The 14,122-nt window shown below is 65.5% G+C and carries 17 protein-coding genes and 4 tRNA genes; 1 reads left to right on the top strand and 20 read right to left on the bottom strand.

All coding sequences use genetic code 11. The annotated features are described in order from the left end of the window. Positions 1-42: 42 nt before the first annotated feature. From rplJ to trpE, 18 genes are all read right to left on the bottom strand, one after another. Positions 43-576: a 50S ribosomal protein L10 gene (rplJ, locus tag ACAM54_RS03180; RefSeq protein WP_012745749.1), complete on the bottom strand. Its 534-nt coding sequence runs from the start codon at positions 574-576 to the stop codon at positions 43-45. 248 nt (positions 577-824) lie between these two features. After that, on the bottom strand, positions 825-1,523 hold the full coding sequence (gene rplA / locus ACAM54_RS03175; RefSeq protein WP_012745748.1) for a 50S ribosomal protein L1: 699 nt from the start codon (positions 1,521-1,523) through the stop codon (positions 825-827). Continuing rightward, positions 1,524-1,955, bottom strand: coding sequence for a 50S ribosomal protein L11 (rplK, locus tag ACAM54_RS03170; protein WP_012745747.1), 432 nt, complete (start codon positions 1,953-1,955; stop codon positions 1,524-1,526). Positions 1,956-2,090: 135 nt separating this feature from the next. After that, complete coding sequence (gene nusG / locus ACAM54_RS03165) at positions 2,091-2,702, bottom strand: transcription termination/antitermination protein NusG (protein WP_369649806.1); 612 nt, start codon at positions 2,700-2,702, stop codon at positions 2,091-2,093. Next, positions 2,703-3,086, bottom strand: coding sequence for a preprotein translocase subunit SecE (secE, locus tag ACAM54_RS03160; protein WP_025569410.1), 384 nt, complete (start codon positions 3,084-3,086; stop codon positions 2,703-2,705). 137 nt (positions 3,087-3,223) lie between these two features. After that, positions 3,224-3,299: transfer RNA gene (locus tag ACAM54_RS03155), tRNA-Trp, on the bottom strand. A 19-nt stretch (positions 3,300-3,318) separates the two neighbouring features. After that, positions 3,319-4,512, bottom strand: a complete 1,194-nt coding sequence (tuf, locus tag ACAM54_RS03150; RefSeq protein ID WP_369649144.1) for an elongation factor Tu — start codon at positions 4,510-4,512, stop codon at positions 3,319-3,321. A 74-nt stretch (positions 4,513-4,586) separates the two neighbouring features. Further along, positions 4,587-4,661: transfer RNA gene (locus ACAM54_RS03145), tRNA-Thr, on the bottom strand. Between the two features lie 40 nt (positions 4,662-4,701). Further along, a tRNA-Gly gene (locus ACAM54_RS03140) sits at positions 4,702-4,775 on the bottom strand. A 65-nt stretch (positions 4,776-4,840) separates the two neighbouring features. Further along, a tRNA-Tyr gene (locus ACAM54_RS03135) sits at positions 4,841-4,926 on the bottom strand. A gap of 91 nt (positions 4,927-5,017) precedes the next feature. Continuing rightward, positions 5,018-5,737 carry a uracil-DNA glycosylase gene (locus ACAM54_RS03130; RefSeq protein WP_145742368.1) on the bottom strand — a complete coding sequence of 240 codons (720 nt, stop codon included), beginning with the start codon at positions 5,735-5,737 and terminating at the stop codon, positions 5,018-5,020. Continuing rightward, positions 5,734-6,534, bottom strand: coding sequence for an indole-3-glycerol phosphate synthase TrpC (gene trpC, locus ACAM54_RS03125; RefSeq protein ID WP_145742369.1), 801 nt, complete (start codon positions 6,532-6,534; stop codon positions 5,734-5,736). The genes ACAM54_RS03130 and trpC overlap by 4 nt, the downstream gene beginning before the upstream one ends. A gap of 29 nt (positions 6,535-6,563) precedes the next feature. Continuing rightward, positions 6,564-7,589: an anthranilate phosphoribosyltransferase gene (trpD, locus tag ACAM54_RS03120; RefSeq protein ID WP_369649805.1), complete on the bottom strand. Its 1,026-nt coding sequence runs from the start codon at positions 7,587-7,589 to the stop codon at positions 6,564-6,566. A gap of 20 nt (positions 7,590-7,609) precedes the next feature. Then, positions 7,610-8,269 carry a LysE family translocator gene (locus tag ACAM54_RS03115; RefSeq protein WP_369649804.1) on the bottom strand — a complete coding sequence of 220 codons (660 nt, stop codon included), beginning with the start codon at positions 8,267-8,269 and terminating at the stop codon, positions 7,610-7,612. A gap of 18 nt (positions 8,270-8,287) precedes the next feature. Next, on the bottom strand, positions 8,288-9,346 hold the full coding sequence (gene ltaE, locus ACAM54_RS03110; protein ID WP_369649803.1) for a low-specificity L-threonine aldolase: 1,059 nt from the start codon (positions 9,344-9,346) through the stop codon (positions 8,288-8,290). A gap of 6 nt (positions 9,347-9,352) precedes the next feature. Next, positions 9,353-9,937: an aminodeoxychorismate/anthranilate synthase component II gene (locus tag ACAM54_RS03105; RefSeq protein ID WP_369649802.1), complete on the bottom strand. Its 585-nt coding sequence runs from the start codon at positions 9,935-9,937 to the stop codon at positions 9,353-9,355. Next, positions 9,934-10,326 carry a GxxExxY protein gene (locus tag ACAM54_RS03100; protein WP_369649801.1) on the bottom strand — a complete coding sequence of 131 codons (393 nt, stop codon included), beginning with the start codon at positions 10,324-10,326 and terminating at the stop codon, positions 9,934-9,936. Before ACAM54_RS03100 ends, ACAM54_RS03105 begins: the two co-directional genes overlap by 4 nt. Further along, entirely contained in the window at positions 10,323-11,825 is a 1,503-nt protein-coding gene (trpE, locus tag ACAM54_RS03095) for an anthranilate synthase component I (protein WP_369649800.1), read from the bottom strand. Before trpE ends, ACAM54_RS03100 begins: the two co-directional genes overlap by 4 nt. Positions 11,826-12,151: 326 nt before the next feature. Here trpE and ACAM54_RS03090 point away from each other — a divergent pair, with 326 nt between their 5' ends. After that, positions 12,152-12,754 (top strand): chalcone isomerase family protein, encoded by a 603-nt coding sequence (locus ACAM54_RS03090; RefSeq protein ID WP_369649799.1) that lies wholly within the window; start codon positions 12,152-12,154, stop codon positions 12,752-12,754. Positions 12,755-12,765: 11 nt separating this feature from the next. Here the strand turns inward: ACAM54_RS03090 and ACAM54_RS03085 are convergent, their stop codons facing one another. Together ACAM54_RS03085 and ACAM54_RS03080 are read right to left on the bottom strand one after the other, a co-directional pair. Continuing rightward, positions 12,766-13,473: a phosphoglycolate phosphatase gene (locus tag ACAM54_RS03085; RefSeq protein WP_209503148.1), complete on the bottom strand. Its 708-nt coding sequence runs from the start codon at positions 13,471-13,473 to the stop codon at positions 12,766-12,768. Positions 13,474-13,544: 71 nt separating this feature from the next. After that, complete coding sequence (locus ACAM54_RS03080) at positions 13,545-14,030, bottom strand: PA2169 family four-helix-bundle protein (protein WP_145742386.1); 486 nt, start codon at positions 14,028-14,030, stop codon at positions 13,545-13,547. Positions 14,031-14,122: the final 92 nt, after the last annotated feature.

Below are 14,122 nucleotides of genomic sequence, written 5' to 3'. Positions count from 1 at the left end.
TTTGTTTCCTAACAATTGGGTTGAATATTTCAAACGCAAGGCTCAAGCAGCCTGCGCTTCTGCCGGTGCATCGGCGGGTGCAGCTTCGCCACCACCGCGCTTCTCGGCCAGCGCCGCGAGCACGCGGGCGGTACGAGAGATCGGGGATTGCATCAAGCCCAGCAATTGCGCCAGCAGCACTTCCTTGGAAGGGATGTTGGCCAGTTGCTTCACGCCGTTCACGTCCAGGGCCTTGCCGCCGAATGCGCCGCCGCGAATCACCAACTTGTCGTTGGTCTTCGCGAAATCGGCCACCACCTTGGCGGCGGCCACTGCGTCTTCGGAAAAGCCATAGATCAGCGGGCCGGTCATCTGGTCGCCAACGATCTCAAATGCGCTACCAGCGACAGCACGGCGTGCCAGCGTGTTCTTCAACACGCTGAGGGTCACACCCTTGCTGCGAGCTTCGCTGCGCAGTTTGGTCATATCGGCCACCGTGATGCCACGGTATTCCGCCATCACGAGCGTTTGAGCTTTAGCGGCGAGGCTGGTCACATCACTGATGACCGCTTCTTTCTCACTGCGATTCAGACTCAAGGTCTACTCCTTTTAATGCGACCTTCGGCCGGGGCCTCGGATCGCGCTTCATGCAGCGACCAACTGTCAGGAACAAAAATCAAATTCCTTGCAGTGGGGTCGCCATCTGCGCTGGATACCGGAAGGATCGATCCGGCGATTAAGTGCAGCGCCCTGCACACCAGCGGTCTTGGATGGCTCGCGGCAACCGGAGCTGCCGCGACCCACCACATTCGCCCTGCCCTTGCGGGCGAGGCAAATCTCTTTGCTTAGCTCGCCGCGATGGTCTGCGTGTCCACGCGGACACCCAGGCCCATGGTCGACGACACCGCCACCTTGCGCAGGTACACGCCCTTGCTGGTCGCCGGCTTGGCCTTGACCAGAGCGTCGATCAGCGCGGCGAGGTTGCCTTGCAGCTTGTCGTTGTCGAACGAGCGGCGGCCGATCGTGCCGTGCACGATGCCGGCCTTGTCGACGCGGAACTGGACCTGGCCAGCCTTGGCGTTCTTCACGGCCGTGGCAACGTCCGGGGTCACCGTGCCAACCTTGGGGTTGGGCATCAGGCCGCGCGGGCCGAGGATCTGGCCGAGCGTACCGACCACGCGCATGGCGTCAGGGGCGGCAATCACGACGTCGAAAGGCATGTCGCCAGCCTTGACCATGGCAGCCAGGTCGTCCATGCCGACGATGTCGGCACCGGCGGCCTTGGCTTCTTCTGCCTTGGCGCCCTGGGCGAACACGGCCACGCGCTTGGTCTTGCCGGTGCCGTTGGGCAGCACGACGGCGCCACGCACGACCTGGTCCGACTTCTTCGCGTCGATGCCCAGCTGCACGGCCACGTCGATCGATTCGTCGAACTTGGCGGTGGCGGCTTCCTTCACGATGCCGATCGCGTCAGCCAGCGGGTACAGCTTGTTGCTGTCGACCTTGCCTGCGAGCGCTTTTTGCTTCTTGGTGATCTTGGCCATTTACACGCCCTCCACATTCACGCCCATCGAACGGGCAGAGCCGGCGATGGTGCGAACTGCTGCATCCAGGTCGGCGGCAGTCAGGTCCTTCATCTTGGTCTTGGCGATCTCTTCGAGCTGTGCGCGCGTGATCTTGCCGACCTTGTCGGTGTGCGGACGAGCCGAGCCCTTGTCCAGCTTGATGGCCTTCTTGATCAAGGTGATCGCCGGCGGCGTCTTGATGATGAAGGTGAAGCTCTTGTCAGCGAACGCGGTGATGACCACCGGCAGCGGCAGACCAGGCTCGACGCTCTGGGTCTGCGCGTTGAACGCCTTGCAGAACTCCATGATGTTCAAACCACGCTGGCCCAGTGCGGGACCGATGGGTGGTGACGGGTTGGCCTTACCAGCTGGCACTTGCAGCTTGATGAAGCCGACGATTTTTTTCGCCATGCTTTGCTCCTTGCGGGTGATATCGCCTTGGCTTTCGCCGCGGCTCCCCGGGGTTGAACGACTCTTCGATCAAGGCCGCGCGCCGAGTCGGACAACGCGCAGCCGGGAATGGTTCCGGTCCGGGGACCGGCGGACTCAGGTCTTCTCGACCTGGCTGAACTCGAGCTCCACAGGCGTTGCGCGGCCGAAGATCATGACCGACACGCTGACCTTGCTCTTCTCGTAGTTGACTTCCTCGACGGTGCCGTTGAAGTCGGTGAACGGGCCTTCCTTGACGCGCACGAATTCGCCAACGGTGAACTCGACCTTGTGGCGCGGCTTCTCGGTGCCCTGCTGCATCTGGCTGACGATGCCCTCGACCTCTTTCTGCGAGATCGGGGCCGGACGATTCTTGGCGCCGCCAACGAAGCCCGTCACCTTGTTGGTGTGCTTCACCAGGTGCCAGCTCTCGTCGTCCATGATCATTTCGACCAGCACGTAGCCCGGGAAAAAGCGGCGCTCGGTGGTGCGCTTCTGGCCGTTCTTGATCTCGACCACTTCTTCGGTCGGCACCAGGATGCGGCCGAACTTGTCCTGCATGCCGGCACGGTTGATGCGCTCGATGATGTTGCGCTCGACGGCCTTTTCCATGCCCGAATAGGCGTGCACCACGTACCAGCGCAGATCGGGGTTGGCGGCGGGGGCCAGCACCGAGGTGTTTTCCTCCTCGGGACTGCTCGGCGTGGCTTCAACTGCGTCGTCGGTCATTTATTTTCTCCAGCCCAGAATGAGGTCGAAAAACACCCATTCGAGCGTCTTGTCGGTGAGCCAGAGGAAAACGGACATGACCGCCACGAAGGCAAACACGTAGGCCGTCATCTGCATGGCTTCCTTGCGGGTCGGCCAGACGACTTTCTTGACCTCGCGCCACGAGTCGCGGCCGAAAGCCCACAACTGGCGGCCATTCTCGGAGCTGCCGAAGGCACCCACGGCCGCGGCCAGGCCGACCAGCAACGCAGCCCATTGCACCAGCGAGCCCTGGCGCGCCAGCAGGTAGAACGCCACGATGGCGCCCACTGCCAGCAGCACCGACGCGGCCAATTTGGCCTTGTCGGCACCCGTGCTCACGGTTTCGATTTGAGAAGTGGCCATGTTCGGCTGATTTCCTGTGGCCTTTCGGCCTTCAATTCAATGCGCCTTCTTGAGACGCCGAAGCCCATCGGGTCACGATGGGCTTTTTAGCCTCCCGCCGGGTGAACGACGGGGGTTTTTCGGAGGCGCCACCTAAGTGGCAGGGGCAGTAGGAATCGAACCTACAACCTTCGGTTTTGGAGACCGACGCTCTGCCAATTGAGCTATACCCCTCCGGTACTCTTTGCTCGGCTCAGATGTCGAGGATCTTTGCCACGACGCCCGAACCCACGGTGCGGCCGCCTTCGCGGATGGCGAAGCGCAGGCCTTCTTCCATCGCGATCGGGTTGATCAGCTTCACGGTGATGCTGACGTTGTCGCCAGGCATGACCATTTCCTTGTCCTTGGGCAGCTCGATTGCGCCGGTCACGTCCGTCGTGCGGAAGTAGAACTGCGGACGGTAGTTGTTGAAGAACGGCGTGTGACGGCCACCTTCGTCCTTGGACAGCACATACACCTCGGCGGTGAAGTGCGTGTGCGGCTTGATCGAGCCGGGCTTGCACAGCACCTGGCCGCGCTCGACTTCTTCGCGCTTGGTGCCGCGCAGCAGCACGCCCACGTTGTCGCCCGCCTGGCCCTGGTCCAGCAGCTTGCGGAACATTTCCACGCCGGTGCAGGTGGTCTTGACGGTCGGGCGGATACCCACGATCTCGATTTCCTCGCCGACCTTGATCACGCCGCGCTCGACGGCGCCGGTCACCACAGTGCCGCGGCCGGAGATCGAGAACACGTCTTCCACAGGCATCAGGAAGGTGCCGTCCACGGCGCGCTCGGGCGTCGGGATGTAGGTGTCGAGGGCGTCGGCCAGCTTCATGATGGCTTCTTCACCGAGCTTGCCCTTGTCGCCTTCCAGGGCGAGCTTGGCCGAGCCGTGGATGATGGGGGTGTCGTCGCCCGGGAATTCGTACTTGTCGAGGAGTTCGCGCACTTCCATTTCGACGAGTTCGAGCAGCTCGGCGTCGTCCACCATGTCGCACTTGTTCAGGAACACGATGATGTAGCCCACGCCCACCTGGCGCGCCAGCAGGATGTGCTCACGGGTCTGGGGCATGGGGCCGTCGGCGGCCGAGCACACGAGGATGGCGCCGTCCATCTGGGCAGCGCCGGTGATCATGTTCTTGACGTAGTCGGCGTGGCCGGGGCAGTCGACGTGGGCGTAGTGGCGGTTGGCCGTCTCGTACTCGACGTGGGCGGTGTTGATGGTGATGCCGCGGGCCTTTTCTTCGGGCGCCGCGTCGATCTGGTCGTAGGCCTTGGCTTCGCCGCCGAACTTGGCCGACAGCACCGTGGCGATGGCCGCCGTCAGCGTGGTCTTGCCGTGGTCAACGTGACCGATCGTGCCCACGTTCACGTGCGGCTTGGTGCGGGTGAATTTACCTTTTGCCATTTTTCGACTCCGAAAAAAACGATTTCAACGTATGCAGATGGGTTGCAAACCTGCCGTTGCAACCCCCTAGAAACTGGTGCCCTTTGCGGGAATCGGACCCGCGACCTCTCCCTTACCAAGGGAGTGCTCTACCACTGAGCCAAAAGGGCTTTGTCTAACCAATCGCTTTCCGGCGCCGAACCGGGTCTCTGGAGCGGGAGACGGGAATCGAACCCGCGTCATCAGCTTGGAAGGCTGGGGTTCTACCATTGAACTACTCCCGCATCGGGGGCACTTCAAGGCACCCAAAGCGCTAGATCCAATCGCTCTTAGAAACCAAATTCATCGCTGGTGGAGAGGGCTGGATTCGAACCAGCGTACTCGTTAGAGGGCAGATTTACAGTCTGCTGCCATTAACCACTCGGCCACCTCTCCGGCGAACCTCGAAATATAGCACGGTTTTGTGACTACGCAGAACTCAGCACCAAGAAGATGCGGGGAACTGCACGAGGCGAAACAGCCGGCATTATCCGTGAATTTCGCCGCCCGGCTGGTGCGCAAGCCGCCAGGCGCGCGCCTCGCCGAAGTGGCCGCAGCCGATGAACGGAACGGGCGGGCGCAGCGCGGAAAGCGGCGACGGATGATTCGACATCAGCACCTTATGGCGGCCAATATCGATCAACGCACGCTTACTTTGGGCATGCGAGCCCCAGAGCATAAAAACAACAGGTTTCTCGCCATCCGATACGTGGCGGATGACCGCATCGGTCAGCACCTCCCAGCCGCGGCCGGAATGGCTGGCCGGCTGCCCTTCCTCGACCGTGAGGCAGGTGTTGAGCAGCAGCACGCCGTGGGTGGCCCATTTCACCAGGCTGCCACCGGGGTTCGGAAACTGCGGCGGTGGCGTTCCCAGGTCGCGCTGGAGCTCCTTGAAGATGTTGCGCAGCGACGGCGGCAGCGCCACGCCGGGCGCCACGGAGAACGCGAGCCCTTCGGCCTGGCCGCGCCCGTGGTACGGGTCCTGCCCCAGGATGACGACGCGCACGTCTTCGGGCGGTGTCAGCTCCAGGGCCCGCAGCGGCTGCGGCGGAAAGATGACCGCGCCGGCATCGAGGCGCTCGCGCAGGAAGCTGCGCAGCTTCTGGCCCACGATGCCGGCAAAGAAGCCGTCCACCAGCGGCTGCCAGCCCGGCGCGACGGGCCAGTCGGCGGGATCGCTGCTCGCCAGCTGATCGGGCCGGTTCATTTGAACAATGCGGCGAGCGCCTCGCCGGGTTCCTTGGCGCGCATGAAGGCCTCGCCGACCAGGAAGGCGTGAACGCCGGCCGCACGCAAGGTTGCGACGTCCTCGCGCGTGGCGATGCCTGATTCGGTGACGGCCAGCCGGTCGGCCGGCAGCCTGGGCAGCAGGTCGATGGTGGCCTGGATCGAGACCTCGAAGTTGCGCAGGTTGCGGTTGTTCACGCCGATGAGCGGCGTCTTGAGCTTGAGCGCGCGCTCGAGTTCGCCCGCATCGTGCACTTCGACCAGCACCGCCATGCCGAGCCCGCGTGCGATGGCTTCGTAGTCCTTCATCTGCGCGTCGTCGAGGCAGGCGGCGATCAACAGCACGGCATCGGCCCCCATCGCGCGCGATTCGTACACCTGGTAGGCGTCGACGATGAAGTCCTTGCGCAGCACGGGCAGGTCGCACGAGGCGCGGGCCTGCTTGAGGTAGTCGACGCCGCCCTGGAAGAACTGCCTGTCGGTCAGCACCGAAAGGCAGGCCGCACTGACCTGGCCGTCACCCTCGGCATAGCTCTGCGCGATGTCGGCGGGAATGAAGTCTTCGCGCAGCACGCCCTTGCTCGGGCTGGCCTTCTTGACCTCGGCGATCACCGCGGCATGGCCGGCGGCGATCTTGGCGCGCAGCGCGCCCTCGAAATCGCGCGTCAGCACGCGGCTTTCGGCGTCGAAGCGCACGGCTTCGAGCGGGCTTTTCTTCTGCGCTGCAGCAATTTCCTGCCGCTTGACGGCAATGATCTTGTCGAGGATGTCGGACATTTTTCTGCGTTCCTGGCTGTTTTCCTGCTTCACGCGGCGGCCGTGGAGGCCTTGACCAGTTCGGTCAGCTTGGCACGCGCCGCGCCCGATGCCACGGCCTCGCGCGCACGCTCGATGCCCGCGGCCATCGAATCGGCCACGTTGGCGGCGTACAGGGCCGCACCGGCGTTGAGCAGCACGATGTCAAGCGCCGGGCCGGCCTGATTGTCGAGCACCCCCAGCAGCATGGCCTTCGACTGCTCGGGCGTTTCCACGCGCAGCGCGCGGTTGCTCGACATCGCAAAGCCGAAATCCTCGGGGTGCAGTTCGTATTCGCGGATCTCGCCGTCCTTGAGCTCGCCCACCATGGTGGCGGCGCCGAGCGAGATCTCGTCCATGCCGTCGCGGCCATACACCACCATTGCGTGCTCGGTGCCCAGGCGCTGCAATGCGCGCACCTGGATGCCCACGAGGTCGGGGTGGAACACGCCCATCAGGATGTTCGGCGCGCCCGCCGGATTGGTCAGCGGCCCGAGGATGTTGAAGATGGTCTTGATGCCGAGTTCCTTGCGCACGGGAGCGACGTTCTTCATGGCCGGATGGTGGTTGGGCGCGAACATGAAGCCGATGCCCACCTGCTCGATGGAGCGCGCGATCTGCTCGGGCTGCAGGTTGATGTTGACCCCCAGCGACTCCAGCACGTCGGCGCTGCCCGACTTGCTCGACACGCTGCGCCCGCCGTGCTTGCTGACCTTGGCGCCCGCTGCGGCCGCGACGAACATCGAGCAGGTCGAGATGTTGAAGGTGTGCGAGCCATCGCCGCCGGTGCCGACGATGTCGACCAGGTGCGTGGTGTCCTTCACCGGCACCTTGGTCGACACCTCGCGCATCACCTGCGCGGCCGCGGTGATCTCGCCGATGGTCTCCTTCTTGACGCGCAGGCCGGTGATCAGCGCCGCCATCATCACGGGCGAGCACTCGCCGCTCATGATGAGCCGCACGATGTGCAGCATTTCGTCGTGGAACACCTCGCGGTGCTCGATGGTGCGCTGGAGCGCTTCCTGGGGGGTGATCATGAAGAGTCTCCTCGGTGTTTTCAGGGGCCGACGCGTCCGGCCGGCGCGTCCGTGAATGCAAGCTTGAGGCCGAAGCCGATGAACAGCACGCCGGCCGCGCGGTCGAGCCAGTGCATGCCCTTCTGCACGGCGCTGCGGTGCGCCATCCAGCCGGCAAACGCGGCCCACCCCACGATGACGGGAATGGAATTGAGATTGAACAGCACGCCCAGCAGCACGAAGTACAGGCCCTTGCTGTCGGCGTCCGGCGCGATGAACTGCGGCACGAAGGCCAGGAAGAACAAGGCGACCTTGGGGTTCAGCACATTGGTCCAGAAGCCGCCCAGGAAGATCTCCCTGAGCCCGCGCCCGTCCGATGCGGCCGCCGCCTGCTGCAGGTCGGCCGGCGCCTTGGCGCGTGAGAACACCATGCGCACACCCAGGTAAAGCAGGTAGGCCGCGCCGACGTACTTGAGCACCGCGAAGGCCGCCGCCGAGGTGGCCAGCAACGTGCCGACGCCAACCGCCGCCGCGAAGATGTGGACAAAGCAGCCGGTCAGGATGCCGAAGCCGCCGACGATGCCCGCGCGCACGCCGGAGCGCAGCGAGTTGGCGACGATGTAGAGCACGTCGGGCCCCGGCGTCAGGTTCAGCAGCCAGCCGGCGGCGATGAAGGCGAGCAGATGCGGAAGATCGGGCATCGCACGGCTCCTTGAGGTTCAGGCGTTGAAGAAACCGCGGATCGCCGCCACGGCGCGGTCCACGCCGGCCGCATCGACATCGAGGTGCGTCACGAAGCGCAGCCGATAGAGCCCGGTGGCAAGGATGCCCTGCCCGTTGAGGCTCGCGAGCAGTTCGGCCGAACGCGCCTGCGCCGCGCCCGCGAGGTCGACGAACACGATGTTCGTGTACGGCGTCTCGACCTTCAGTCCCTCGATGCCTTCCAGCCCCTCGGCCAGGCGCCGGGCGAGTGCATGGTCGTCGGCGAGCCGATCGATGTGGTGATCGAGCGCATGCGAAGCCGCCGCGGCGAGCAGGCCCGCCTGGCGCATGCCGCCGCCCGCCATCTTGCGGATGCGGTGCGCCCGCGCAATGAACTCGTGCGAACCGACCAGCGCCGAACCGATGGGTGCGCCCAGCCCCTTGCTGAAGCAGACCGACACGCTGTCGAAGCACTGCGCGATGCGGCGGGCCTCGGCGCGGATATCGCTGCGCTTGTTCAACGCGGCCTGCGCCGTGGCAGCGTTGAAAAGCCGCGCGCCATCGAGGTGCCGCTGCAGCCCCTTGCGCTTGGCCAGATCGGTCGCCGCCTGCACGTACGCGAACGGCAGCAGCTTGCCGCCCAGCGTGTTCTCCAGCGCCAGCAGCCGCGTGCGCGCGAAGTGCGCGTCGTCGGGCTTGATGGCCGCTTCGATCTGCGCCAGCGGCAGCGTGCCGTCGGGCGCATGGTCGAGCGGCTGCGGCTGCACGCTGCCGAACACCGCGGCGCCGCCGCCTTCCCAGCGGTAGCAGTGCGCCTGCTGGCCCACGATGTACTCGTCGCCGCGGCCGCAGTGCGAAAGGATCGCGCACAGGTTGCTCTGCGTGCCCGTGGGCACGAACAGCGCCGCCTCGAAGCCCAGCAGCGCGGCGATCTTCTCCTGCAGCGCGTTGACGCTCGGGTCAGTGCCGAAGACGTCGTCGCCGAGCGGCGCCGCCATCATGGCCTCGCGCATCGCCGGGGTGGGTTGCGTGACGGTGTCGCTGCGCAGGTCGACGAGGCAGGAGCGGTCTGTCATGGCGGGTCAGTCCAGGAAGTTCTTGAGCATGGCGTGGCCATGCTCGGTGAGGATCGACTCGGGGTGGAACTGCACGCCCTCGATGCGCACGTCATGCGCAAAGCCGGTGTGCCGCACGCCCATGATCTCGCCGTCGTCGGTCCACGCGGTGATCGCCAACGCCTTCGGGCAGCTTTCGCGCTCGATGGAGAGCGAGTGATAGCGGTTGACGATGAACTTCTCGGGCAGCCCCGCGAACACGCCTTCGCGCGTGGTCGTGATCTCGCTGGTCTTGCCGTGCATCAGCTGCTGCGCGCGCACGATCCTGCCGCCGAAGGCCGCGCCGATGGCCTGGTGGCCCAGGCAGACGCCGAGGATCGGCAGCTTGCCCGCGAACTCCGTGATGGCCGCCACCGAAACGCCCGCTTCCGCCGGCGAGCAAGGCCCCGGCGACACCACGAGCCGGGTCACGCCGGAAGCGATCAGCTCGCCGATCTGCGCCACCGTGATCTCGTCGTTGCGGTGCACCTGCACGTCCGCACCCAGCTCGCCCAGGTACTGGACGATGTTGTAGGTGAAGGAATCGTAGTTGTCGATCATCAGCAGTTTCATGGCTTGCTCACAATCCGGTGCACGCCCTTGACGACGGGGAACACGTTGAAGTTGATCAGAAGGCCCAGCTTGAGGCCCGAGAGGCGCAGCGCGGCGAGCACCTGCGCGCGGTGCAGGTCGGTCAGCACGTCGACCGCCTTGAGCTCGACGATGGCCGACTGCTCGACCACGAAGCCCGCGCGGTACACCTCGCCGAGCGAGCGGCCCTTGTAGCTGGCCGAGAGTGCCACGCCCTGCGCGAAGCCGATCTCGCGCTCGGCGAGTTCGATGGCCAGCGCGGCCGCGTAGGCGTCCTCGCCAAGGCCCGTACCGAGCACGCGCTGCACCTCGACGGCGGCGCCGATGATCTCGTGCGAGAAGTCGTTCTGGATGTCGGGTACGTTGCTCATTCCAGCCCCTCCTCGACCAGTTCGGCCGCCCGCAGCAGTGCGCGCGCCTTGGCCTCGGTTTCTTTCCACTCCAGCTCGGGCACCGAATCGGCGACCACGCCGGCCGCGGCCTGCACGTGCAGCATCTGGTCCTTCACGATGCCGGTGCGGATGGCGATGGCCACGTCCATGTCGCCCGCGTAGCTGATGTAGCCGCAGGCGCCGCCGTACAGGCCGCGCTTGGTGGGCTCGAGCTGGTCGATGAGTTCCATCGCATGCACCTTGGGTGCGCCGGTGAGCGTGCCGGCCGGGAAGGTGGCCTTGAGCACGTCGATGGCGGTCATGCCGTCCTTCAGCGTGCCTTCGACGTTGCTCACGATATGCATCACGTGGCTGTAGCGCTCCACCGCGAAGGCCTCGGTCACCTTGACGGTGCCGGTCTTGGCGATGCGGCCGATGTCGTTGCGCGCGAGGTCGATCAGCATCACGTGCTCGGCGCGCTCCTTCGGGTCGTTGATGAGTTCTTCCTCGGCCGCCTTGTCGAGTTCGAGCGAGGCGCCGCGCGGGCGTGTGCCGGCCAGCGGGCGGATGGTGATCTTCTGCTCGCCGTCTCCCGTGTTCTCCTGGCGCACCAGGATCTCGGGCGAGGCGCCCACCACGTGGAAATCGCCCAGGTGGTAGTAGTACATGTAGGGAGACGGGTTCAGCGAACGCAGCGCGCGGTACAGCGACAGCGGCGACTCGGTGTAGCGCTTGCTGATGCGCTGGCCCACCTGCACCTGCATGAAGTCGCCGGCGGCGATCATTTCCTTGGCGCGCTCCACGGCCGCCAGGTAGTCGGCCTTGGCGAAGCTGCGCTCGGGCGGATGCGGCTGCGTGGGCTTCACGACGGGCGCGCTCACCGAATACTTGAGCTTTTCCTTCAGCTCACGCAGGCGGCGCTTGCCCGCGGCGTAGGCCTCCGGCTGCTTCGGGTCGGCATAGACGATCAGGTAGAGCTTGCCCGACAGGTTGTCGATGACCGCCAGTTCCTCGCACTGCAGCAGCAGGATGTCGGGGCAGCCCAGCGCATCGGGCGGGCAGCTTTTTTCGAGCTTGCGTTCGATGTGGCGCACGGTGTCGTAGCCGAAGTAGCCCGCGAGGCCGCCGCAGAAACGCGGCAGGCCGGGCCGCAGTGCCACCTTGAAGCGCTTCTGGTATTCGGCAATGAAGTCCAGCGGATTGCCCGCGGCCGTCTCGACCACCTGGCCGTCGGTCACCACCTCGGTGACGGCCTCGGCGCCGAAGCCGGTGGCACGCAGCAAGGTCCGCGCCGGCAGGCCGATGAAGCTGTAGCGCCCGAAGCGCTCGCCGCCCACCACCGATTCGAGCAAAAAGCTGTGCTTGCCGCCGCCTTGCGAATGGGCGAGCTTCAGATAGAGGGAAAGAGGCGTTTCGAGGTCCGCAAAGGCCTCGGCCATCAGCGGAATGCGGTTGTAGCCCCGGGCGCTGAGGCTCTTGAATTCAAGTTCGGTGATCACGGATTCGTTCTCCAGTTGCCTGCCGGCGCTTCTTGGCCGGCGGCAAGGTCATTCACTGGTGGCCCGGAGTCGAGAAAAGCGATCCGGTGCCGCGGGCGCACGGCGTGCGCCGTGCAATCAAACAGTCAGCGATGTATGGCGACGCCAGGGCCAGGCTCCCCGGCTGCCTTCACCTGTTTGAATGATGTGATGAACGAACATGGAGCGTGGAGTTTAGCCCACGAAAACGCCGCCGGGTGCAACTGCCGCCTTCAGGGTTCCCCCGAAGACCGCGAGTAAAACGAAAAGATACATTCGAACGATCGTTCGCAAATCAAGGAAGCCACGTGCCCGCTGCCCTTTCGCTCCCGACCCTGTCGTTCTCCCGCCTGGCCGTGCTGGCCTGCGCCTGGTTCGCGCTCGGCGCCTCGGCCGCGCAGGTCGATGTGGCCGGCGTCAAGCTGAACGACACCCTCGACCTGCGCGGCAGCACCCTGCAGCTCAACGGCGCGGGGGTGCGCTACAAGGCGGTCTTCAAGGTGTACGCGGCGGGGCTGTACGTCGGCAAGAAGGTCTCCACGCCCGAGGAGGCGCTGGCCGCGCCCGGGCCCAAGCGCGTGGCCATCACCATGCTGCGCGACATCGATGCCGACGAGCTGGGCAGGTTCTTCACCAAGGGCGTGGAAGAGAATTCGCCCAAGAGCGAAATGGTCAACCTCATTCCGGGGCTGCTGCGCATGGGCCGGATGTTCTCCGACCAGAAACAGCTCAAGGCCGGCGACACCTTCACCATCGACTGGCTGCCCGGCACGGGCACGCTGGTGACGGTGCGCGGCGTGCCGCAGCCCGATCCGGTGAAGGAGCCGGCATTCTTCAACGCGCTGCTGCGCATCTGGCTCGGGCCGGCGCCGGCCGATTGGAAGCTCAAGGACGCGCTGCTCGGCAAGTAGCCGCGGCGCTGTCAGGAAACGCTTCGGTCGATGTCGGCGAGCGAGTCCACGAAGCCGTCGGCATCGACGCCGCGCACCGGTTCGCCGTGGTTGTAGCCGTAAGTGACCAGCACCACCGGGCAGCCCGCGGCGCGCGCGGCCTTGGCGTCGTTGCTGGAATCGCCGATCATCAGCGTGCGCGCGGGCGCGGTGCCCAGCGCTTCGCAGGTCTTCAGGAGTGGCAGCGGGTCGGGCTTCTTCGTTGCAAAGGCATCCCCGCCGAACGCGAAGTCGAAAAAGCCGTCGAGCCCCTTCGCCGCCAGCAGCGGCTTGGCGAACGAGGTCGGCTTGTTGGTGAGGCAGGCCAGGCGCAGGCCGCGCGAGCGCAGCGCCTTCAACCCTTCGACCACGCCCGGGTACACCGCCGAATGCTGTCCGTTGATGGCCAGGTAGTGGTGCTGATAACGCTCCCAGGCCCGGTCGAAGAGCGCCCGCGCGTCGGCCCTCTCGGACGCCGCGCCGGCGGACGGCATCGCATGCGCGAGTGCCGAGAGAATCAGGTGCTCCGATCCCTTGCCCACCATCTTCTCGATGGCGGCCGGCGCCACCGGCGGCAGCGAAAGGTCGCCCAGCATGTGGTTGAGCGACACCGCAAAATCGCCGAGGGTGTCGACCATGGTGCCGTCGAGATCGACGATGGCGGCATCGAAGCGCGTGAGGTCGTGGTGAATGGAGGTCAAGGGCAAGGCCGCCGGAGTTGCAGGACGCCGTCCATTTTGCCCCGTGCGGCCCCGCCGGGCGGCGCAGCCCCTTACTTGCTCTTGCTGCGCATCTCGTCGCGCAGCCGCTTGATCTGGTCGTGGTTGCGCTTGGCGCCATCGGCCTGCTGCTGGATCACGGCGCGCACGTCGGCCGGCAGGTCTTCCTTCAGCGCCTTGCGGTAGCGCGCCACCGCGGCGTCTTCACCGCGCTCGCATTCCTCGAGCATGGAGAGCGCGCTGTTGGCGCCCACCGAGCCCTTCACGTGCACCCAGCCGCGGTGCATGGCACCGGTCGCCGTGCCGCCCTTGTCGGGCGAGCCGCCGAAACGCTGGATGAGCTGGACCAGCTCTGCCGCGGCCTTGGCGCACTCGGCCGAGCGGCTTTGGAAGACCTGCTTGAGCTGCGGGGAATCCACCTCCTCGGCGCAGGCGCGGAAACCGTATTCGCCGTCGCGCGAGTTCTCCAGAAGATCGTTCAGCACCTTGACCACGTCTTCGGTGGTGGCGGTGTCCGCGGTGTTCGTGTAATTGGCCATGTCTGACTCCTTCGTATGCCTCATCGATAGGGAGGCGGGTTGAAAATTGCCAGCAAAGGCGGTGCCGAAGGCAGCCTCATCGCGCTGGTCCC

Origin of the sequence: Variovorax sp. V93 (assembly GCF_041154485.1) — a bacterium.
Taxonomy (GTDB): domain Bacteria; phylum Pseudomonadota; class Gammaproteobacteria; order Burkholderiales; family Burkholderiaceae_C; genus Variovorax; species Variovorax beijingensis_A.
Note: the sequence above shows the minus strand (reverse complement) of the source record. Positions and strands in the feature narration are given on the sequence as shown.